Origin of the sequence: Paenibacillus sp. FSL F4-0087, assembly GCF_038020215.1 — a bacterium.
Lineage (GTDB): Bacteria > Bacillota > Bacilli > Paenibacillales > Paenibacillaceae > Paenibacillus > Paenibacillus taichungensis.
Genome location: NZ_JBBODJ010000001.1, coordinates 1,855,625 through 1,878,124 on the forward strand (window position 1 = coordinate 1,855,625; position 22,500 = coordinate 1,878,124).

Genomic DNA, 22,500 nt, shown 5'->3' on the forward strand with positions numbered 1-22,500 from the left:
ATAGCTTAGCTTACATCTCAGAGTTTGTTCTCTGAAAACTAGATCCGAAACGAAATGTGCGATTTAAAACTTGCATATTTGGATAAGCCCTCGACCGATTAGTACTGGTCAGCTCCATGCATTGCTGCACTTCCACCCCCAGCCTATCTACCTCGTCGTCTTCAAGGGGTCTTACATACTGGGAAATCTCATCTTGAGGGGGGCTTCACGCTTAGATGCTTTCAGCGCTTATCCCTTCCGTACATAGCTACCCAGCGGTGCTCCTGGCGGAACAACTGGTACACCAGCGGTACGTCCATCCCGGTCCTCTCGTACTAAGGACAGCTCCTCTCAAATTTCCTACGCCCACGACAGATAGGGACCGAACTGTCTCACGACGTTCTGAACCCAGCTCGCGTACCGCTTTAATGGGCGAACAGCCCAACCCTTGGGACCTACTTCAGCCCCAGGATGCGATGAGCCGACATCGAGGTGCCAAACCTCCCCGTCGATGTGGACTCTTGGGGGAGATAAGCCTGTTATCCCCAGGGTAGCTTTTATCCGTTGAGCGATGGCCCTTCCATGCGGTACCACCGGATCACTAAGCCCGACTTTCGTCCCTGCTCGACTTGTAGGTCTCGCAGTCAAGCTCCCTTATGCCTTTGCACTCTTCGAATGATTTCCAACCATTCTGAGGGAACCTTTGGGCGCCTCCGTTACTCTTTAGGAGGCGACCGCCCCAGTCAAACTGCCCACCTGACACTGTCCCCGCACCGGATTACGGTACCAGGTTAGAACCTAGATACGATCAGGGTGGTATCCCAACGGTGCCTCCACACAAGCTGGCGCTCATGCTTCAAAGGCTCCCACCTATCCTGTACAGATCGTACCCAAATTCAATATCAAGCTGCAGTAAAGCTCCATGGGGTCTTTCCGTCTTGTCGCGGGTAACCTGCATCTTCACAGGTATTAAAATTTCACCGGATCTCTCGTTGAGACAGCGCCCAAGTCGTTACGCCATTCGTGCGGGTCAGAATTTACCTGACAAGGAATTTCGCTACCTTAGGACCGTTATAGTTACGGCCGCCGTTTACTGGGGCTTCGGTTCACAGCTTCGGATTGCTCCTAACCGCTCCCCTTAACCTTCCAGCACCGGGCAGGCGTCAGCCCGTATACTTCGCCTTACGGCTTCGCACAGACCTGTGTTTTTGCTAAACAGTCGCTTGGGCCTTTTCACTGCGGCCCCCTCGTGCTATTCACACTACCGGGGCACCCCTTCTCCCGAAGTTACGGGGTCATTTTGCCGAGTTCCTTAACGAGAGTTCTTCCGCGCGCCTTAGAATTCTCTTCTCGCCTACCTGTGTCGGTTTGCGGTACGGGCACCATCACCTGGCTAGAGGCTTTTCTTGGCAGTGTGAGATCATGACCTTCGCTACTATAATTTTCGCTCCCCATCACAGTCCAGCCTTACGATGTGCGGATTTGCCTACACATCAGCCTCACTGCTTAGACGGACATCCATCAGTCCGCGTCACTACCCTGCTGCGTCCCCCCATTGCTCATAACGGCTTACGGTGGTACAGGAATTTCGACCTGTTGTCCTTCGACTACGCCTTTCGGCCTCGCCTTAGGTCCCGACTTACCCTGAGCGGACGAGCCTTCCTCAGGAACCCTTAGGCTTTCGGCGGATCAGATTCTCACTGATCTTTTCGTTACTCATACCGGCATTCTCACTTGTATAATGTCCAGCGCTCCTTACGGTACACCTTCAACCCTTATACAACGCTCCCCTACCCCTGATGCAAAGCATCAAGCCATAGCTTCGGTGGTGTGTTTAGCCCCGTTACATTTTCGGCGCAGAGTCACTCGACCAGTGAGCTATTACGCACTCTTTCAATGGTGGCTGCTTCTAAGCCAACATCCTGGTTGTCTGTGCAACTCCACATCCTTTCCCACTTAACACACACTTGGGGACCTTAGCTGATGGTCTGGGCTGTTTCCCTTTTGACAATGGATCTTAGCACTCACTGTCTGACTCCCGGAAGTAAGTCTATGGCATTCGGAGTTTGACTGAGCTTGGTAACCCTTGCGGGCCCCGCACCCAATCAGTGCTCTACCTCCACGACTCTGTTTTCCGAGGCTAGCCCTAAAGCTATTTCGGGGAGAACCAGCTATCTCCGAGTTCGATTGGAATTTCTCCGCTACCCCCACCTCATCCCCGCACTTTTCAACGTGCGTGGGTTCGGGCCTCCAGTGCGTGTTACCGCACCTTCACCCTGGACAGGGGTAGATCACCCGGTTTCGGGTCTACGTCCACGTACTAATTCGCCCTATTCAGACTCGCTTTCGCTGCGGCTCCGGCTCTTCACCTTAACCTTGCACGGGAACGTAACTCGCCGGTTCATTCTACAAAAGGCACGCCATCACCCCTAAAACGGGCTCTGACTTTTTGTAAGCACACGGTTTCAGGTTCTATTTCACTCCCCTTCCGGGGTGCTTTTCACCTTTCCCTCACGGTACTGCTTCACTATCGGTCGCTAGGAAGTATTTAGCCTTGGCAGATGGTCCTGCCGGATTCATACGGGGTTTCACGTGCCCCGCACTACTCGGGATACATCTCGGAGAGAACAGACTTTCAAGTACAGGGCTTTTACCTTCTTTGGCGGGCCTTTCCAGACCTCTTCGTTTAACCGGTTCCTTTGTAACTCCATGTGAGATGTCCCACAACCCCAAAGAGCAAGCTCTCTGGTTTGGGCTTCTCCGCGTTCGCTCGCCGCTACTGACGGAATCACTATTGTTTTCTCTTCCTCAAGGTACTTAGATGTTTCAGTTCCCCTGGTATGCCTCTACATAACCTATGTATTCAGTTATGAGTAACTGGAAATTACCCCAGCTGGGTTTCCCCATTCGGACACCCCCGGATCAAAGCTTGCTTACAGCTCCCCGAGGCAGTTTCGTTGTTCGCCACGTCCTTCATCGGCTCCTAGCGCCTAGGCATCCTCCGTGTGCTCTTAGTAGCTTAACCAATTGCTCAGATGAGCAAATGCAATCTACCGTTTTTATTGAAACTTGTTTACACAAGTTCAGCTTAAAAAGGAATGTTCTAATTCGCAATTTTCGTTTCGATATCTAGTTTTCAAAGAACAAGCTCCATGCAAAAGCAAGCTGTTTGAGAGTTTGAGCTCTCAAAACTGAGCAACGAGTGAGTAACTAGCCGACCTGGCTAGATTTTGTATTTGAATGTTTCCACTCGGGAAACGATTCTCCATAGAAAGGAGGTGATCCAGCCGCACCTTCCGATACGGCTACCTTGTTACGACTTCACCCCAATCATCTATCCCACCTTCGGCGGCTGGCTCCTTGCGGTTACCCCACCGACTTCGGGTGTTATAAACTCTCGTGGTGTGACGGGCGGTGTGTACAAGACCCGGGAACGTATTCACCGCGGCATGCTGATCCGCGATTACTAGCAATTCCGACTTCATGCAGGCGAGTTGCAGCCTGCAATCCGAACTGAGACCGGCTTTTTAGGATTCGTTCCACCTCGCGGCTTCACAGCCCGTTGTACCGGCCATTGTAGTACGTGTGTAGCCCAGGTCATAAGGGGCATGATGATTTGACGTCATCCCCACCTTCCTCCGGTTTGTCACCGGCAGTCACCTTAGAGTGCCCATCCGAAATGCTGGCAACTAAGATCAAGGGTTGCGCTCGTTGCGGGACTTAACCCAACATCTCACGACACGAGCTGACGACAACCATGCACCACCTGTCTCCTCTGTCCCGAAGGAAAGGTACATCTCTGTACCGGTCAGAGGGATGTCAAGACCTGGTAAGGTTCTTCGCGTTGCTTCGAATTAAACCACATACTCCACTGCTTGTGCGGGTCCCCGTCAATTCCTTTGAGTTTCAGTCTTGCGACCGTACTCCCCAGGCGGAGTGCTTAATGTGTTAACTTCGGCACCAAGGGTATCGAAACCCCTAACACCTAGCACTCATCGTTTACGGCGTGGACTACCAGGGTATCTAATCCTGTTTGCTCCCCACGCTTTCGCGCCTCAGCGTCAGTTACAGCCCAGAGAGTCGCCTTCGCCACTGGTGTTCCTCCACATATCTACGCATTTCACCGCTACACGTGGAATTCCACTCTCCTCTTCTGCACTCAAGTCACCCAGTTTCCAGTGCGATCCGGGGTTGAGCCCCGGGATTAAACACCAGACTTAAATGACCGCCTGCGCGCGCTTTACGCCCAATAATTCCGGACAACGCTTGCCCCCTACGTATTACCGCGGCTGCTGGCACGTAGTTAGCCGGGGCTTTCTTCTCAGGTACCGTCACCTTGAGAGCAGTTACTCTCCCAAGCGTTCTTCCCTGGCAACAGAGCTTTACGATCCGAAAACCTTCATCACTCACGCGGCATTGCTCCGTCAGGCTTTCGCCCATTGCGGAAGATTCCCTACTGCTGCCTCCCGTAGGAGTCTGGGCCGTGTCTCAGTCCCAGTGTGGCCGATCACCCTCTCAGGTCGGCTACGCATCGTCGCCTTGGTGAGCCGTTACCCCACCAACTAGCTAATGCGCCGCAGGCCCATCCCCAAGTGACAGATTGCTCCGTCTTTCCAGTTCTCTTCAGGAGAAGAAAACAACTATTCGGTATTAGCTACCGTTTCCGGTAGTTGTCCCAAGCTTGAGGGCAGGTTGCCTACGTGTTACTCACCCGTCCGCCGCTAACTATCAGAGAAGCAAGCTTCTCTTCAAGTCCGCTCGACTTGCATGTATTAGGCATGCCGCCAGCGTTCGTCCTGAGCCAGGATCAAACTCTCCAATAAAGTATTGAAAAGAGCGATAAGCTCATTTTGAAACTGACGAGATTAAAAATCTCATTTATTTTGCTTCGAAATCATAAAGTCCGAAGACTTGTACCGATTTCTCAGCGTCGACCTTGCAAGCAAGATCGTTACTCACTCGTTGTTCAGTTTTCAAAGATCAAACTTGTTTCATCGCTGTGTGTTGTTCACCGCAGCAACTCTTATATAATATCATGTCCGAACCAACTTTGCAAGCATTTTTTTAAGTTTCTTTCGAAGCTTATTTCACTCGCTTGCCGCACCGTGTTTCTCGTGTTTTCTTGGCCGGATTAATAATATATCATGTTCTAATACTAATTACAACCCATATTATTAAATTATTTTTATTCACTACATTGGGTTGATCTACTCTCCTATTATAAATGCACTTCAGCAGTTGTTAAGCCAACGGAATCTACAGAACCGCTCTTTGAGTTTTATGGGACAGCCTCTATTGGTTGTCATCCTAACGCCTAAGCTCTAATGAACAGTTTGTTTCGTAGTGCCGAGAAAACTTCTCTTCATTAATGTCATTACTCATAAAGCTAGCTTCGTCTATTTACTGCTGCTTTCATTATAGTAATAGGATATTGTTCAGTGATCTTTCCGATATTCGTAAAGCCTCGTTTAGAGTCATTTTTGCGTATTAATGTATTTCATATATGCGCATATCTTAATTTCAACAGAAATCCCTCTTTCCTTTATGTATATACATGTTAGGCACAATTCACTTCTTAAAATGAAGGGGTCTTATTCTTTGGGGCATTTAATTTCCACAATCTTTAATGAAATTCCCCTTATGAATTTGCGCATTTTTTTAATAATGAACACAATAATGAAAGAAATGAGGGAAATTCTGAAAACCTTGGTACTAAAGCATCATTTTCATTCAAAAACTAACATTAGTCTAACCCTATTACGATATATCACATGGATACAAAGCACCATACGTAGAGCGAACACGCATCCAGATGGTCACAATTAGAAAAAGGAGTGAACTATGTTGTTAAATAAGATAAGGTGGAGTACTCTTCCCTTCTTTGCTAAAAATCTCGTTATTTCATTCGGCAGCATTATGTTGATTGGGGTTATTCTGATTACTGCGGGATATCAACTGCAAAAGAATATTTTGAGTCAACAATTGTACGAGCAGGCTGAAGTTACAACACAGAAATGGTTTGAAGATCTGGATACAGACAAAGTACTTGAAGCAGTAAAAGAGAAAAGTTATTCTGGACCTGTTCAGAAAGAATTAAGAGATTACCTGGATTCCATCCACGAGCTATATCCTAATATTGCACAAGCCTATATCTTCGGAACTGAACTGAAGGAAGGAAATCAAACGTCCATCATTGCGATTCCTACTAATTTGTTGGGGCCTTTTGAAGAAAGCAATATGGCAGCAGGTTCAATGTATCCATTACCACAGAAAAACGTTATAGCTCTTGAAGGTATGAAAAACGACGAGGAACCTGCATTAAGCAGCTTTTATACGGACGAATACGGTACTTGGACTACGATTATGTACCCTATTAAAAATGCCGAAGGAAAAATGTACGCTGCACTTTACTTCGACGTTGATGCAAACGCAGTTCCAAAAGGACTTCATAAGCTGATTACATACAGTAGTATTTTCCTTATCGGTTTCCTGATCCTGTTTATGGTACTGCAGTATATCCTATTGAAGAAAACACTTAAGCCAATCCGGGACCTTATGAAGGGGATTGAGACTGCAAGCGCAGGCAATCTGGATGTAACCATTCAAACCGGACGGGATGATCTGGGCATTATTAATGAAAAATTCAATACGATGATTCAGCGATTCAATGACACGATGTTCAAAGTCCAAACGACATCCTATCACCTCTCTGACTCATCCAAGAAATTATTAGATATTTCCGAGAAAAATAATGATAATATCCAGATGATCAGCAGCAATATCCGGGACATCTCTCACGGCCTTCGCTCCCAGGATCAGGCCAGCGTGGAAAGTGCCCGAGCAATGACAGAAATGTCTACCGTTGTGCAGACGATTGCCAGCAGTTCTGCAGATGTAGCGGATGAAGCATTAAGCATGGAACAACGTTCCAATACAGGTCATGAGATTATGCAACAAGTGGTTGAGCAGATGAGACTCATCTCTGGTGCGGTGAAGCACACGTCGGAATCGATACAGTCTCTGGAAAGCCGCTCCAACGAAATTAGCAGCATCGTAAATATGATTACACAAATTGCAGACCAGACTAATTTGCTCGCCCTGAATGCTTCCATTGAGGCGGCTCGTGTAGGTGAGGAAGGAAAAGGGTTTGCGGTTGTCGCAGGGGAAGTCCGCAAGCTCGCTGAACAGTCCCAGGATTCTGCCAAACAAATCCGTACCTTAATTGATGGCATTCAGCGCGATATCCTTCAATCTTCCGAAGCCATGCAGCTTGGCTCCCAAGAAGTGGAGAAGGGATCTCAGGTCACTATGGAGACGGGGCAATTCTTTGAAGATATTCTGACAGCTACGAACAAAGTCGCTAACCAAATTCAGGATATCTCCAGCTCCACCGAAGAAATATCCGCCAGCACACAGGAAATGTCCGCTACTGCGGATGAGTTGTCTGCGAGCGTCAGCAAAGCAGCACATAGCAGCAAACAGATTGAGCAATCCATTGCCGAACAGGAATCATCCATGGCTTCCATTGTTGCAGCCTCTGATGAACTCTCGGCTGTATCGGGCCAATTGCAAGAACTGATCTCCTTCTTTAAAGTAAGGGCCAACTAGAGCTGAATACCAAGTAAACAATAAGAACGTTAATAACAAAAAACCAAGATGCTTGAGGGTACCTCTGCGTCTTGGTTTTTTGTTATTCGTTTAATATGATGCGCTTGCGATAAAATAAAAAGAGACCCTCCCTGTATTCAGGCCAGTTCCCTTCTCTACTCTATCTCGTGCCCATTTAAACGGACTTGTCACTTGAAGTTTCGGAGTCATCTTCTTTCATTCAAGCTGCTATATAATAGACTGTATTACAGATTTAAGAGATCTTATCCAGATATCGGGTGGGCAGATCTCTTATACCTTTATAACTTCACCTTTTATTTTCCTTGTAGGTACTTGTATATCTCTGATACTCATTCTTTACCCGATTATATCGACCCTCACCCGTATAGAACACGATCTCTACAAAATGATCCTGAGCTTCTAAAATGGTGTGTAGCTGGACAATCTTACGTTTATTTACTACTTGGTACCCTTCCATCTGAATCCCCTTCAAACCATTGATTTCAACAGACGTGCGTTCTGGAACGAGAATGGAGTTCTCTGGATCAGCATACGTTTCAGCGACATAACGTCCATACTCCTCTAACGTTAGATCGGAATCAGATTCTTCCTTTGGTTCGAGATATATCGACATGTAATCATTGTTTGCCTGGAGAGAGATATCCAGATCTGAACCCCGTAATTCAAAATCTTGAACTTCCCAATTAGATGGAGTACGGATCTGGAATTGAGAATATTTTCCCTGATGCGATGTAAGATCCGTCGATGAAAGGACAAGGTCTGATGGTTCATCATTCAATATCCGAAATTGTTGAGACATTTTTTCGAAAAATTCCCGGTCTGCTAACGTAAATTCATACATCGATGTATATGTAATGATATAAAAATGGTGGTTACTTTCTAGGTATGCTGTAATGTACCCGAATTGATTCCTCTCATAACTGGTTCTTCCTTCTTTTACGTAAGCCTCCTTTTTATCAATAGTTAGATTGCTGGTTCTGATGATCTCATCTTTCTTTCTCTTTGGGCCTTGTGTGGATTCAATATTTTTCTTGTGGATTGCCATGTAATCAGTCAATGACGTATCCGGTAAGTAGTCTGCCCGGTTCACTCGGTCGATTCGGATGGACTTCGTTCGATCCACTGTCGCTAACTTCAATAGTGATGGATTAGTAAGTTCTGTTGAAACCTTCCAATCCGAAGAGAGGGTTATCTCCACTTCCTTGTTCTTAGAAAACATTGTTACAGGTGTTTCATTAACCGTCTTTTCCGAAGAAATGGATTTGGAGACCGCAGGAGTATTGGGAATACCAGACGAAGAACTGCACGCAGTAAGCGTAACAACCATAAACAGATTAATTGTGAGTATCATTCTTTTATTGGACAATGACAAATCTCCTTTGTTCTAGGTAGTATGTCGACACTACACAGGGGTAATTTACCATTTATATCGGCAATTTGGATATCACTTATTAGGCTCTGTTAAGCATAATTTTTTTAACGCATCAAGCCCAAAAAAAAGAGAGCTGCCCTGTTTCAGGTCAGATCTCTTCTCCAACTTATCTTGTGCCCACTTACTGGGACTTGTCACTTGGCGTTTCGGCATCGGTTTTATTCTTTGTACCTTTACTTTTATAAGGCTTCGGGGCACTTTTCGCCCGGTTAGCGGCGGCTTGCCAACGATTCCAGCCCTTTTTGCCAGTACCACGGCCGGTGCCACCTTTTCCTTTTGCTTTGCTCATGTTATCACTCCAATAATCCTGTATATGCTTAAAAATGACCGTCCTCGGTAACTTATTATGCAACCCAGCCCATCTTCTTCACTTCCAGCTTTCTTATTATAACAAAAATTGACGTCTTTACGTTCATTTCCATAAATCATTGTATTGTTATTCTGTTATGAAAGCGGTATAGTGGACATAATTGAAAGAGGAAGCTGTGTCTTCTTCGGGATTGTTACTGGTAAGCAGGCGATACCCAAACAAAAGGCTGTCTAATAAGCCTTTGTTTGGGTTTTTTGTTATTATTACGAGCTATTGAGGTGAACACATACATGATCATCCGACAGATTTTCAACAACAACGTCATTCGCGCCGAGAATCAGGTAGGCCAAGAGTTTGTTGTCATCGGCAACGGTCTGGGCTTCAAGAAGAAGAATGGACAGCCCGTGGATGAGGATAAAATCGAGAAAACCTTTGTGCTGAAATCGGATAAAATACCGCAAAAATTGATTGACCTGATCGGTGAAACATCGGTTGAATATTTAAAATTGGCTGACGAAATTGTAGGCTATGCCAAAAAGGAAATGGGCGATATTTTTAGTGATAATATCTATATATCATTGATCGATCATATTCAGTTTGCCATTACCCGGTACCGTAAATCCGTCGGGCTGAAGAATTCCCTTTTATGGCAAATCAAGAAATTTTACAAAAAGGAATTTTGGATTGGCATGAATGCCGTGAATCTGATTCAGGAACAATTCGGCATCCAAATGGATGAGCATGAGGCCAGCTTTATTGCCATGCACTTTGTCAACGCCCGGCAAGATGGTCAGGGTATGAAACAAACGGTTGAAATTACCGAGGTTATTGATGATATTTTCAATATTGTCACCAATCATTACCACATTGCCCTGGATGAAAATTCATTTAATTATTCCCGGTTTATTACCCATCTGCAATACTTTGTACAAAGAATGCTGAGTAATGAACAAGAGCAATTTGCATCGGGTGATAACTTCCTGTATGAGCAGGTTAAAGACAAATATGCCAAGGCTTTTCAGTGTACACAATTGATTAATCAATACCTTGAAGAGAAGTTTGAAAGCGCCATGTCCATTGATGAAAAAGTGTATTTGACGATCCACATCCACCGTGTCACTTCACGTAACGAAATGCTGGACGCTGAATAAAAAAAGCTTGCAAACGATTTCGGCGTCATTTATAGTAGGTCTCACAACTTAACGACAAGGATTGTTACTGGTAAAGCAGGCGATACCTAAATGATTGGCAACGGGTCATTTTTCTGATGATCATAGCCATTCGTTTAGGTATTTTTTTGTTTTCAGGCAATCTTAACAACAAAGGAGAATGAACATGGATCATAAAAAAATGGGGGATGACATCGTTCGCCTCGTCGGCGGAGAAGCCAATATTAACGGGCTTGTCCACTGTGCAACCCGGCTGAGATTCGATCTGAAGGATTCGAAAAAGGCAGAACGAGAAACGCTCGAGAAACACGATGGTATCATTACCGTTGTCGAAAGCGGTGGACAGTTCCAGGTCGTCATTGGCAGCAATGTGGCTCATGTATATGCAGAGATCATGAAGAACAGAGATTTTGGAGGAGATTCTTCCTCATCCGCTGAGTCTACAGGAGAAAAAACCTCGGTATTATCCAAAGTCTTTGAAATTATATCCGGAAGTTTCTCACCGTTAATCCCGGCCATGGCAGGATCAGGTATGTTAAAAGCTTTGCTGACTGTCCTGACCATGCTTGGATGGATGTCTGATACAAGTGACACGTACCTGATTCTATCTGCTGCCGGCAACGCAGTCTTTTATTTCTTACCTATCTTCCTCGGTATCACACTTGGTATGAAACTGAAAGCCAATCCTTATGTAGCCGGGGTAATTGGTGCCGCCCTGATGGAGCCGAACTTTACCGGACTGATGGATAAAGGCTCGGATGTATCGTTCCTCGGCATACCGGTTGTCATGATGAATTATTCAGCCAGCGTGTTCCCGATCTTCATATCGATCAGCATCTACGCTGTACTTGACAAACTACTGAAGAAAATCATTTTGAAAGATCTGCAATTGTTCCTGGTACCAATGATTGCACTGATGATTATGGTTCCTTTGTCCGCAATGGCCTTCGGACCATTTGGCACCACGGTAGGTGACTGGATTTCCTCCGGCGTAACTTGGCTTATTGGCGTCAGCGGTATTTTGTCAGGAATTGTACTGGGTGGATTCATGACCTTCATGGTTGTCTTCGGACTCCACTGGGGCTTCACACCAATCACGATTCAGAATATCGGGGTTGGCGGCGATCCAATTGAAGCTATGGCTGCTGCAGCCGTGTTTGCACAAATTGGTGTAGCATTTGGTATTTTCCTGAAAGCCAAAAAGAACAAAACCCTGAGAACCCTTGCAGGCTCCACCAGCCTCACCGGTTTACTTGCAGGTGTCACTGAACCGATCGTATACGGTCTGATCTTGCGTTATAAACGAGTGATTCCTATCGTTGTCATTGCAGGTGCGATCGGCGGTGCCATTAATGGTCACTTCGGCGTTAAAATGACTGCTTATGTGTTCCACAATATATTTGCCATTCCTGTCTATACACCAACGGTTGTATACGTGATTGCGATCGCCTGCTCCTTTGCTGTAGCAGCGGTATTGACCGTGATGTTCGGTTATGAAAGCAAAACGAAAGACACAGTTTCCGAGAAAAATGAATCTGTCTCCAGCACATCTGTTGAAAGTACGCCGGTAGATCTTCCTGTAGTACCTGAGACCAAAGCAACAGAAATCAAAAAGGAACAAATTTATAGTCCTCTTACAGGTAAAGTTGTAGCCTTAAGCACCATTAACGACCCTGCTTTCTCAACAGGTGCCATGGGTAAAGGATTGGCGATTGTTCCTGAGATTGGAGAAGTCATCGCTCCCGTGGATGGCGTTGTAACTTCACTCTTCCCAACTGGACATGCCATTGGATTAACGACCAACGCAGGTACCGAGATTTTGATTCACATTGGTATTAACACAGTGGCGCTGAAAGGAAAACATTTCAATCCTGTCGTTCAGGAAGGCGATATCGTTAGACAAGGCGATCTGTTGATCCAATTTGAAATCGATAAAATTAAAGAAGCCGGATACGAAACGGTGACTCCTGTCATTGTTACTCTTACGCAACAGGAAGTGGATGTATTCGAAACGACTCAAGAGCATGTACAGAAAAACGATGTCCTGTTGACTTTGGTTGTCTAACTCAACTCATATCATATGTATTCAATTTAGGAGGAACTAACAATGAAGCATACTCAACTTAAACCATTTCCTAAAGATTTCTTCTGGGGAGGTTCAACCTCTGCCTATCAAATTGAGGGAGCCTGGAATGAAGATGGCAAAGGCCCTTCTGTCATCGACATGGGCAATCATGTGGAAGGCGTAACCGACTTCAAGGTAACCAGTGATCACTATCATATGTACAAAGAAGATGTGGCCCTTATGGCCGAAATGGGCTTCAAAGCCTACCGTTTCTCCATTGCATGGACTCGCATCTATCCGCAAGGCGCAGGTGAAGTAAATCCAAAAGGGCTGGCATTTTATGATTCCTTGATTGATGAGTTGATTAAATACGGCATTGAGCCCATCGTGACCATGTATCACTTTGATCTTCCTTATGCGCTTGAAGAAAAAGGGGGCTGGTCCAACCGCGCAACGATAGATGCCTTTGAACAATATGCCAAAACGCTTTATGAGAACTACGGTGACCGGGTCAAATATTGGCTGACCATCAACGAACAAAATATGTTGATCCTACATCCTGGCTCTCTGGGTACACTGGATACAACGCTTGTTGATCCGCAAAAAACACTGTATCAGCAAAATCACCACATGCTGGTCGCTCAAGCCAAAGCCATGGTCCTGTGTCATGAGATGCTGCCTGAAGCCAAAATCGGCCCGGCTCCCAATATCGGTGTAATCTATCCCGCGAGCTCCAAACCGGAAGATACGCTCGCTGCTGATAACTATGCTGCCATTCGCAACTGGCTCTATCTCGATATGGCGGTATATGGACGCTACAATCATATTGCCTGGAGTTATCTCGAAGAAAAAGGATATACCCCTGTCATTGAAGATGGAGACATGGATATCCTGGCTCAAGGAAACCCTGACTTTATTGCGTTCAACTACTATACTTCCCAAACCGTTGGTGAAAGTCTAAACGATGGTAATGACTTCTCCCATACAGGAGATCAGCACGAAATCGTAGGAGAACCGGGTGCATATAGAGGATCTGTGAATCCGAACCTGCAAAAAACGGAGTTTGGTTGGGAAATTGATCCGGTCGGCTTCCGCTCTACCCTTCGTCAGATTTACTCCCGTTATCATCTGCCATTGATCGTTACCGAGAATGGTCTGGGTGCATTTGATAAACTGGAGGAAGGCGACGTGGTCAACGACCCTTACCGCATCGAGTTTTTCAATAAACATATCGAACAGATTCAACTGGCTATTACAGACGGTGTAGATGTATTCGGCTTCTGCCCTTGGTCTGCGATTGACCTGGTCAGCACACATCAAGGATCAAGCAAACGTTATGGATTCATCTACGTGGATCGGGAAGAATTCGATATCAAGGAATTAAGACGTATCCGCAAACAGAGCTTCCACTGGTATCAAAAACTGATTGAAACCAATGGAGAAGTCCGTTAATACTGTAAATTAAAAAGCCAGTCGTTTACACATCGTTCATGTGTAGCCGACTGGCTTTTTGTGTTGGTTCACTCACGCATTCTTATTCAAATCAGGATTACATTTCTGCTTTGGCGTTGCCTGTGGAGTTAACTCCTCTTAACACCCGCAGAGATAATAGGAAACAGATTGCCAGAACAAAAGCTGCTGAAACGTAAGGATAGTTGATATTCACATCAAACAATGCTCCCGCTACAATGGGACCTGCGATATTGCCCAAACTTGTGTAGGCTGAGTTCAATCCGGCCACAAAGCCTTGCTGTTCTTCCGCCAGTTTGGACATCTGCGTACTGATTGCCGGACGCAATATATCCATACCTAGGAACACGATAAACGTTACGACAAGAATCATCCAGTAGGTGTTCACAAACAAGGTTAACAGTACAAATACGGCTACAAAAAGCAAACAGACCGAAATGACTTTTTTCTCACCAAACCGATTTAACAGCCAGCCAATCAGTGAGACCTGCACCACGGCTCCCGCAATGGAACCAAACGTAATAATGAATGCAATGTCTTTTGTCGTGAAACCAAACTTGTGATCCACAAACAGTGAAAATACCGTCTCATAGTTCGCCAGACCAAATGCCATAACAAACACGATAATCAAGCTGAAAAAGTAAGGCTCCCGGTACGAATGCAGCAACTGGGAAACCATGCCCGGGCTTTTGACCTTCGGTGCACCCGCAACAGGTTTGGTTTGCTCTCCGGTAATTCTGGTCGATTCCGGCAAAATAATCAACGTAATGATAGATGCCAGCAAACCCGCAATACCTGCGGCATAGAAAGGAATCCGAATACCAAAGTCAGCGATATATCCGCCGATCCCCGGACCAATGATAAATCCTGTAGTAATTGCGGCATTAATTAATCCCATGCCTTTACCGCGTTCTTCTTCTGTCGTAATATCTGCGGTATAGGCCATTACTGCTGGGAAGATCATCGCTGCACCGATCCCTCCAAGCATCCGGGCTGCGAAGAGCAGCGATGGTGCATTCACAGCACCAAACATAAACTCCGATACAGCAAAGATTAACATCCCGCCAACAATAATTTTTTTACGTCCCAAGATGTCAGACCAACGGCCCGCAACTGGAGAAAATAGAAACTGCGTGAAGGAGAATGCTGCTACCAGCAAACCAACCGTGAACCCGGTGATATGCAGTAGATCCATGTACGCAGGCATAATAGGTACCACAAGACCTATACCTGTAAAAACGAGAAAAATATTAAACATTAACAGCAGCAATGCGCCCCTGTTCCGTGTAAGTAATGCCATGATTCCATCCTCCGTAGTTGTCAAAATGTTGCCTTAAGCTTTATCTTTTGCTATTCCATACAAGAATACGCTAGCCGCTTGGCGGTACAAGGCAAGAGCCTGTTCTGGCTCCATTCCGCGCGACAGCTGACTAAGTCCAATAATGGTACTTTCCAGAATGAGCGCAAGATTGTCAGCGTTGTCCGCATTGAACTCTCCGCTCTCTATCCCCTGTTCCACCAATTGTTTGTTAAATTGAATATGCCGCTCAAACATCAAAGCTATGCGTTCTTCAATATCATTTTCTTTCTTTTCCCCCGTAAAGAACTCATCTGCAGCCTTGGTTAGCGGGTGATTCATATCGTCGAGGATTAATTGTTCTGCCAAGCCGTAGATCTTTTCTGTAGACGTATTATACAAATGTTCCTTGGCCGCCCAATTTTCTTCCCATTCCCGATCCCACTCATCAATCAGATACAGAAAGAGGCCTTCCTTACTTTTAAAATGGTAATAGATATTGCCTTTGCTGCTGCCTGTCGCAGTCACAATATCTTCAATGGAAGTTGCTTTATACCCTTTTTGCACAAAAAGAGCTCTTGAGGCATCCGCAAGTTTCTTCTTGGTCTGCTCGGTTTGAATTTGCTTTTTATTCATACTCATACATTTCACTCCACCTCTTGCATACTGAACGTTCGTTCTGTATTTTAACAGAAGCATCAAACTTAAGCAATCAAAAAGGAGAATCGGCTTAGCGCCCATTCTCCCTTCACATCTTTATTTCACTTTTTTCCCTTGGCCATGAAGTATTTTCAGTTGTCCATTTTCATAACCGACTTGATACGTAACTTTATATTTCGTGGTGACCAATTCACCATCTTTTCGTTCATCCGCTGTAATAACCGCAGTGACCTCTATTTCATCATTTGACTTATCCGAGGACGAAACTTCGGCGATGGTAACATAACTGGTGTTGATGTAACCTTCACGGAACTTGGCATAACTTATACCGCTCTGCCACTCACTGCCAAGCAAGGCATAGGCGGTAACATAGTCATTCAGATTCAGGTTCATATAAAATTCGGTCACCAGACCCTCCGCTTCCAAAGAAGCTGAGTCTGCTCCCTGACTGCCACTCGTCTGAACCGCCGTTTTAGATGATGGTTTCTCAGACCAGGCCTGGACCTGCTTCAATACGCTGGTGATCGGAATGCTGAACCCGATTCCGCCTTCCTGCTCCACAACGGCTGAATTAATGCCCAATACTTCACCGGTGTCCGCACTGATCAGTGGGCCACCACTATTGCCGTGTGTAATGGGCGCCGAGATTTGATACAGATTACTATAGATATACGGGGCAATTTCGAAGCTGCGACTAACACCGCTGATAATGCCTGTAGTTACGGTGTTCTCCAGACCTAGCGGACTGCCCAGAGCGAGAACCTCATCTCCCGTCTCCGCTTTGGATTTGGCGATAGGCAGCGGTTTAACTTTTTTCAGATCAGGCACCCTGACGACAGCAATATCCGTCTCTTCTCCAATCCCGATAACGGTTCCTCTATACTCCTCATGATTCAGGGTTCGAATCGTTACTTCTTTCGAGCCCTCCACCACGTGAGCATTGGTTACCACATCCCCCTGATCATTGTAGAGAAAACCGGAACCCAGTCCGCTGCTGCTTTCAATCGTAACCACTTTCTTCTGACTCTCTTCAATAATCTGTTTACGTGTTTTCTTCACGGTTGTCTGGGAGGACGGTTTAGACGCTGTAGTTGCCGTTTCCTTCGTAGTGACAACAGCCAGTCTTGGTCCATCCTGCAGTTGATCTGCTGAATACTGATGAATCCAGAACACCCCTCCTGCTCCTGCTCCAATAATGATTGCACTGGATATAATCGTACTCCATGTTCGTTTGGCCATTCCAACCTGTCCTCCTATTCCAGATACCACGTTGCGTTCACTACAGAAACTTCAGCTTCCTCGTACACACCGTAATAATACGTTTCAAAAAATCCCTGATCCCCTACATCCAGCCAGCTTGGGTACACATCCGCATAGGTTTGACCGAGATATGCCCCGTCTGAGCTGTAGATGTCCAACATAACCGTCACGGAAGAGATAGGCCGAGTGGCATTATTCATGATTGAGCCGCTAATATACAGGTCGCCATACATATCAAGCGTCGCTTCTACGTCTACAATGCTCACCGCTGCTGTGCGGTTTTTCAAGTCTTCTTCTGCCGCTTGTTGCTCAGCAAGTTGAATTCGTTCAGCTTCTGCTTTTTCAAAAGCCTTCTTCTCGCTCAGCACCCTTTCGCGATATGCTGTCAGTTTGTCATCCTCGGGCGCGTAGGACAGTCCCTGATCAACAGTTTGCAATGCAGCCGTAAAATCCTTTTTCTTCACTTGCTGTTCAGCTTGCTTATAGCTAAGTCCAGCCAGCTTGTCGATGATTTGTTTCTGAACCGCCTCTGCTTCCTTGCCTTTCAATTTTGATACCGTGTCCAATTTCTCAGCAAGTGCCTGTACGGTTGTCAAACTATCGATTTCTTTCTTCACCTTCAGGACAGCCAGTGTCACCTTGTTGTTGTTTAGAGTCGTACGCACCTTGGCAAAAACCGGTTCTTCTCGCTCTTTCAACACTTTTGCTACAGCCTGAAGTGTCTTGTCACCGGCAGCAAGTTTTCCCGTTTTCAAACTTGTCGCAGCTTCGTTCAGCTGATTCATCAGATTGAAGGCTTTGGCTGTAATTTGGCGATCCTTCACAAGGCCATCAACATTGGGCCGTTTCGCAAGAGCCGAATCCAGAAGTTGAAGCGCCTCTTGATATTTACCATCTAAGGCAGCCTGCTCCGCCTGTTGATGCAGTGATTTTACCTCCGCATTGATCCCTATCTCCTGTTTGTAATAATAAGTCAACAAGGCCCCCATCACCGCTGCCAGAAGCAGTGGAATAATCCAGCTAAATGCTCGGCCTTGTGCCGTATTGCTCTGCTTCGGTGCAGACTGCTGCTGTCTGGATAACTGATCTAGCGCTTTTCCTGTTCCACTTTCCAGACCAACTGCTGTTTCTGCCCAAATCTGTTCATCGGTAGAGCTTGAATCTTTTAATTTCGTTCTACACTTTCTACATGTGCTGTCCCCTGGATTGCTTTTAGTCCCACATACGTGACAATACACCCTGATCCCTCCATCAAAAAGAACGTATGTATACTATGCTATTTTTACATGAATCGACACTTATCATATAGTAAAAAGGTAAATTACACCATAAGTTATTCGGATAAATCCGGTGTCTATTCCTCCAAATCGAAATGATTATGTAATTATGTATGATTCAGATATATGAACGCAAAAAGTACCTCCCTGTTCATAGGAAGGCACTGATTAACTAATGTATTCTATTCTTGCGTAGGAAAGCTGCTTAGATCCATATAGGAAACTTCCCACAGATGATCATCCGGGTCCTGAAAACTCCACCCATACATAAACCCATGATCTTGAGGATCGTTATACGGTTTGCCGCCAGCATCCAGGGCAGCTTGTACAATCAGATCGACCTGTTCACGACTCTCCACCGACAAGGCTACGATGACTTCTGCCGTGTCCGCTGCATTGGATATTTTTTTCGAAATAAACGATTGAAAACGATCCTCCACCAGCAGCATCGCATAGATGTTGTCTCCAATGATCATGCAGGTTGCAGATTCGTCTGTAAAGTTCGCATTGAACTCAAACCCTACTTTGGTAAAAAAATCAACGGACCTCTTCAAATCCTTAACGGGCAAATTAACAAATATCTGCTTAGCGCGAACAGCCACCATCGATCACCTCAATCTAATAGAATGGATTTCACCTCAAAATAACATCTCGCGTATACGCTGTCAATTCAATATAATAACGATATTCCAGACTGTGAGGTGAAACGGATGTTATTCCGAATCGTTCGAAGTAATTAGTCGTCGGGCTGGGTCAAAACGCGTACCAGCTAACATGGGATACGTCTGCCCTTTTGAGCCTGTTCGGCATCTAATCGTAACGATTTGGCACAACATCTGTCTAGAATCAAGAACTCACATTGGAGGAATCATATAATGAAGAAAAAGATGGACTATACTACTTTTTACGAACGTATTGGGCGATTGAATGGCTGGGACTTCAGCTCCCTGAAAGTGACTTCAGAGGGAATCAAATGGAATTTCTACGAGGAAGTTATACGCTGCACCGAACCGTCTGATCTATTGCTTGATATTGGCACAGGTGGGGGAGAAGCTGTTCTTTCCATCGCGGATGCCGCACTATTATTGGTTGGAATCGACCTTTCCCGTGGAATGATTGAGACTGCCCAGCGTAATCTCAAGGCATCTGGTTCCCGTTCGAATGTCCGTTTTGTGCATATGAATGCAGAACAACTGACATTTCCAGATCAATTCTTCAATGTAGTGTCCTCCAGACACTGCGACTTCTGCGCTACAGAAGTATTCAGGGTATTGGACGATGGCGGTGTATTCCTTACCCAACAAGTCAGTGAACATGATAAATATAATGTAAAAAATGCCTTTGGCCGTGGTCAAGCCTCAGATGTTCAGCCTGGCACATTAATGGAACGATACAAACGTGAGCTTCGCGAAGCGGGTTTTCGTGACATTGAGACACACGAATATAATGCAACAGAATATTACGCCACGCCTGATGATCTGCTTTTCCTGTTGACCCACGCACCGATCATTCCCGGTTTTGGAGAGAAGGAATCTGACTTCAAGCGTTTCCAACAGTTTGTTGAGCAAAATCGCTGCGATAAAGGGATTCGAACGAACTCGGAACGTTTTATGCTGACTGCTCGGAAATAAATCTTATAACATAAAGGCAAAATAAAGCCCATTCGCCATTTTAGTAACATGAATGGTGGATGGGCTCTTCAAATACAAAGATACATCGTAAATCGCAATCCAATTACTGTATTACTCCCTTTTTCTCCAGGAAAGGCTTTAATTTATCCAAAACATAATGACTGCCGCCTCTACCGTTCACTTGTTCAATGACTGCGGCTATAAGGAAGGATGGTGATTCGGTATCGAACACCACGACAAATCCGTTCTCCTGTCCTTTTTCACCCTTCTTGGCCTTCAGCTCGGCAGTCCCTGTCTTGGCCGCCAGTCCTTCAGGGAGTGAGTTCAAGGAATGAGCCGTTCCTCCCGATCGGGTCACAACCTCGCTCAATGCATCCTTCACCGTATTTGCCACTTCAGGCGTAATCACAACTTCCGGTTCGACTGTTTCCTTTTCCTCTATCAGTACGGGCTTCACCATTTTTCCTTCATTAACAAAAGGGGTGAAGGAGGACGCCAGATGGATTGGTGACATCAACATTTCTCCCTGTCCATAGGACGTGTCAGCGAGCAGCACCTCGGATGATAGATCGAGATGAGCCTCGTTTGCATACTGACTTGGTTTCAGATACAGTTCATCCAGTCCAAAGTTGTCTCCAAAACCGAACTTCTGGATGCCATCTATGAACTTGGCGCTGCCCATCTCTACGGCTTCCTTCGCAAAATAAATATTGTCCGAGTAGACCAGCGCATCAACCATGTTCACCGGAGATACACTTTTCACACGTTTCACATAGTAACCGCCCCAGCTCTCATCCTTGCGCCATTGCAGACCAGAGATATCATGCGATTTGTCCGCGGTGGTAACCTTCTCCATCAGACCTGCAGCTGCCGTAATGGCTTTGAAGGTTGAACCTGGTGCATAACGATTGATAAACCTGTTGATAAAAGGAAGCTTCTCATCTGCTGAATAGGCATCCCACTCTGCCTGTGTCAGTCCCGTAACCATCTTGTTCGGATTATAGGCGGGCGCACTTGCCAGTGCCAGCAAATTACCATCCGTTGGGTTCATCAGCACCATTGCTCCGGCGTCACCGCCACTCGATAATGTCTTATACAACTTGCGCTGTTGCTCAGAGCTTATCGTCAGTTGAATATTCTCTCCATCCACTGCATCCTTGCGAATAAGCTCAGAGCGAGTGTTTCCAGATTCATCGGTGATCTCGATCAGGCCACCTCGTTCGCCGCGAAGCTGTTTCTCCAAGGATTGCTCCAGTCCGGCTTTGCCAATCCAATCTTCCGCACGATAATAGCCTTCCGTATCTTTCTCCAAATCTTCCTTGGTGGCCTTGCGCACATAACCGATTAGATGAGCAGCAGCCTCACCAAGAGGATAATATCGTATTTCCTTGGATTGAACTTGCACACTAGCCAGTGCTGTAGGCACCCGGGAGTCTTCTGTTGAAGCAATCGGGACAAAATATTCTGGCTTCACCCATTTCTGTGCAAGCGCGGTGTTAATCATAGCTTCTGTTACTTTGTAATGCTCCGCGATCCGGGCGATCATCGCCTCTGGATTTTCTCCCAACTTCTCAGGTATGATACCCCATTCATATATATTTCCTTTTGTTGCGAGGGGCAGCCCTTCACGATCAACAATGTCTCCACGTTCCGGGAAAAGGGTTCTCACCCGAACTTTGCTTCCCTTGACCATGTCAGTCAGAATCATGGATGGCTTCCAGTTGATCCGCCAGACTTTGCCACCCTCCTCAAGCTCTTCACGCACCAGTTTCAGTGTATGTGTCTCATCCACTTCCCCCAGGAAAGTCGTTAACTGCAGACTGTAGTCCACTTCATAGGCATCCGGGTTTTCGTTTTTATTTTCATTACCCTTGCCATCCGTTGTCTCTTCGATTACTTTCGGTTTCAATTCTGCTTTAATCGCAGAAACCTCCATACCCGAATAGATTGCATTGTATTTTTCCACAAATTGCTCACGGTTCATACCGGATTCTTTCAATGAAGCAGGTGTCATCAAGGTATACAGTTGATCAAATTCTTTCTTTTGCAAATGCTCTATGTACTGATTAGCGGTTACCTCGGGCTTTACTTCCTCTGTTTTGCTATTCTGCATGTATAAGTACATTCCGATTCCACCGGCAAATAAGATGGGAAGCAGTCCATAAATAATTTTACGTTTCGATTTCATCATATCACCTCTAATATACACTATAGATTTCCAGCCTCAATTAAACAATGGAACAAATCTGACGAATTTATCATTAAAAATAGCCGAAAGCTCACATAATATGTTTAAATAAGGAGAGTGAGATTACAGTAAA

13 protein-coding genes and 2 rRNA genes are annotated in these 22,500 nt (G+C 45.6%); 5 read left to right on the forward strand and 10 right to left on the reverse strand.

What is annotated here, in order from left to right:
* Positions 1–78: 78 nt before the first annotated feature.
* Both MHB84_RS08750 and MHB84_RS08755 read right to left on the reverse strand, forming a co-directional pair.
* Positions 79–3,004 (reverse strand): 23S ribosomal RNA (locus MHB84_RS08750).
* Between the two features lie 246 nt (positions 3,005–3,250).
* A 16S ribosomal RNA gene (locus tag MHB84_RS08755) occupies positions 3,251–4,802 on the reverse strand.
* Together the 16S and 23S rRNA genes form the textbook arrangement of a ribosomal RNA operon.
* A gap of 1,021 nt (positions 4,803–5,823) precedes the next feature.
* Between MHB84_RS08755 and MHB84_RS08760 the strand changes: the two genes are divergently transcribed.
* Positions 5,824–7,587: a methyl-accepting chemotaxis protein gene (locus MHB84_RS08760; RefSeq protein WP_445322103.1), complete on the forward strand. Its 1,764-nt coding sequence runs from the start codon at positions 5,824–5,826 to the stop codon at positions 7,585–7,587.
* Positions 7,588–7,894: 307 nt separating this feature from the next.
* Here the strand turns inward: MHB84_RS08760 and MHB84_RS08765 are convergent, their stop codons facing one another.
* Together MHB84_RS08765 and MHB84_RS08770 are read right to left on the reverse strand one after the other, a co-directional pair.
* The gene (locus MHB84_RS08765) at positions 7,895–8,974 is read right to left on the reverse strand and encodes a hypothetical protein (RefSeq protein WP_076291679.1); all 1,080 of its coding nucleotides are present in this window, start codon (positions 8,972–8,974) and stop codon (positions 7,895–7,897) included.
* Between the two features lie 187 nt (positions 8,975–9,161).
* Positions 9,162–9,329: a DUF3934 family protein gene (locus MHB84_RS08770; protein ID WP_064506465.1), complete on the reverse strand. Its 168-nt coding sequence runs from the start codon at positions 9,327–9,329 to the stop codon at positions 9,162–9,164.
* Positions 9,330–9,640: 311 nt separating this feature from the next.
* Here MHB84_RS08770 and licT point away from each other — a divergent pair, with 311 nt between their 5' ends.
* The 3 genes from licT to MHB84_RS08785 all read left to right on the forward strand — a co-directional run bounded on the left by licT (position 9,641) and on the right by MHB84_RS08785 (position 14,036).
* Positions 9,641–10,501 carry a BglG family transcription antiterminator LicT gene (gene licT / locus MHB84_RS08775; RefSeq protein ID WP_076291678.1) on the forward strand — a complete coding sequence of 287 codons (861 nt, stop codon included), beginning with the start codon at positions 9,641–9,643 and terminating at the stop codon, positions 10,499–10,501.
* Positions 10,502–10,685: 184 nt separating this feature from the next.
* Positions 10,686–12,584: a beta-glucoside-specific PTS transporter subunit IIABC gene (locus MHB84_RS08780; protein WP_076291677.1), complete on the forward strand. Its 1,899-nt coding sequence runs from the start codon at positions 10,686–10,688 to the stop codon at positions 12,582–12,584.
* A gap of 42 nt (positions 12,585–12,626) precedes the next feature.
* A complete protein-coding gene (locus MHB84_RS08785; protein WP_076291676.1) occupies positions 12,627–14,036 on the forward strand; it encodes a glycoside hydrolase family 1 protein in 1,410 nt (469 codons plus the stop codon).
* 97 nt (positions 14,037–14,133) lie between these two features.
* Here the strand turns inward: MHB84_RS08785 and MHB84_RS08790 are convergent, their stop codons facing one another.
* The 5 genes from MHB84_RS08790 to MHB84_RS08810 form a co-directional block, all read right to left on the reverse strand.
* Positions 14,134–15,354, reverse strand: coding sequence for an MFS transporter (locus MHB84_RS08790; RefSeq protein WP_076291675.1), 1,221 nt, complete (start codon positions 15,352–15,354; stop codon positions 14,134–14,136).
* A 33-nt stretch (positions 15,355–15,387) separates the two neighbouring features.
* Positions 15,388–15,987: a TetR/AcrR family transcriptional regulator gene (locus tag MHB84_RS08795; protein ID WP_076291693.1), complete on the reverse strand. Its 600-nt coding sequence runs from the start codon at positions 15,985–15,987 to the stop codon at positions 15,388–15,390.
* A gap of 120 nt (positions 15,988–16,107) precedes the next feature.
* On the reverse strand, positions 16,108–17,250 hold the full coding sequence (locus tag MHB84_RS08800) for a trypsin-like peptidase domain-containing protein (RefSeq protein WP_076291674.1): 1,143 nt from the start codon (positions 17,248–17,250) through the stop codon (positions 16,108–16,110).
* A 14-nt stretch (positions 17,251–17,264) separates the two neighbouring features.
* Positions 17,265–18,509 (reverse strand): FxLYD domain-containing protein, encoded by a 1,245-nt coding sequence (locus tag MHB84_RS08805; protein WP_076291673.1) that lies wholly within the window; start codon positions 18,507–18,509, stop codon positions 17,265–17,267.
* A 221-nt stretch (positions 18,510–18,730) separates the two neighbouring features.
* On the reverse strand, positions 18,731–19,150 hold the full coding sequence (locus MHB84_RS08810) for a VOC family protein (RefSeq protein WP_076291692.1): 420 nt from the start codon (positions 19,148–19,150) through the stop codon (positions 18,731–18,733).
* A 273-nt stretch (positions 19,151–19,423) separates the two neighbouring features.
* Here MHB84_RS08810 and MHB84_RS08815 point away from each other — a divergent pair, with 273 nt between their 5' ends.
* Positions 19,424–20,179: a class I SAM-dependent methyltransferase gene (locus MHB84_RS08815; protein WP_076291672.1), complete on the forward strand. Its 756-nt coding sequence runs from the start codon at positions 19,424–19,426 to the stop codon at positions 20,177–20,179.
* Between the two features lie 103 nt (positions 20,180–20,282).
* Here the strand turns inward: MHB84_RS08815 and pbp4 are convergent, their stop codons facing one another.
* The gene (gene pbp4 / locus MHB84_RS08820) at positions 20,283–22,370 is read right to left on the reverse strand and encodes a penicillin-binding protein PBP4(5) (protein WP_076291671.1); all 2,088 of its coding nucleotides are present in this window, start codon (positions 22,368–22,370) and stop codon (positions 20,283–20,285) included.
* Positions 22,371–22,500 lie beyond the last annotated feature (130 nt).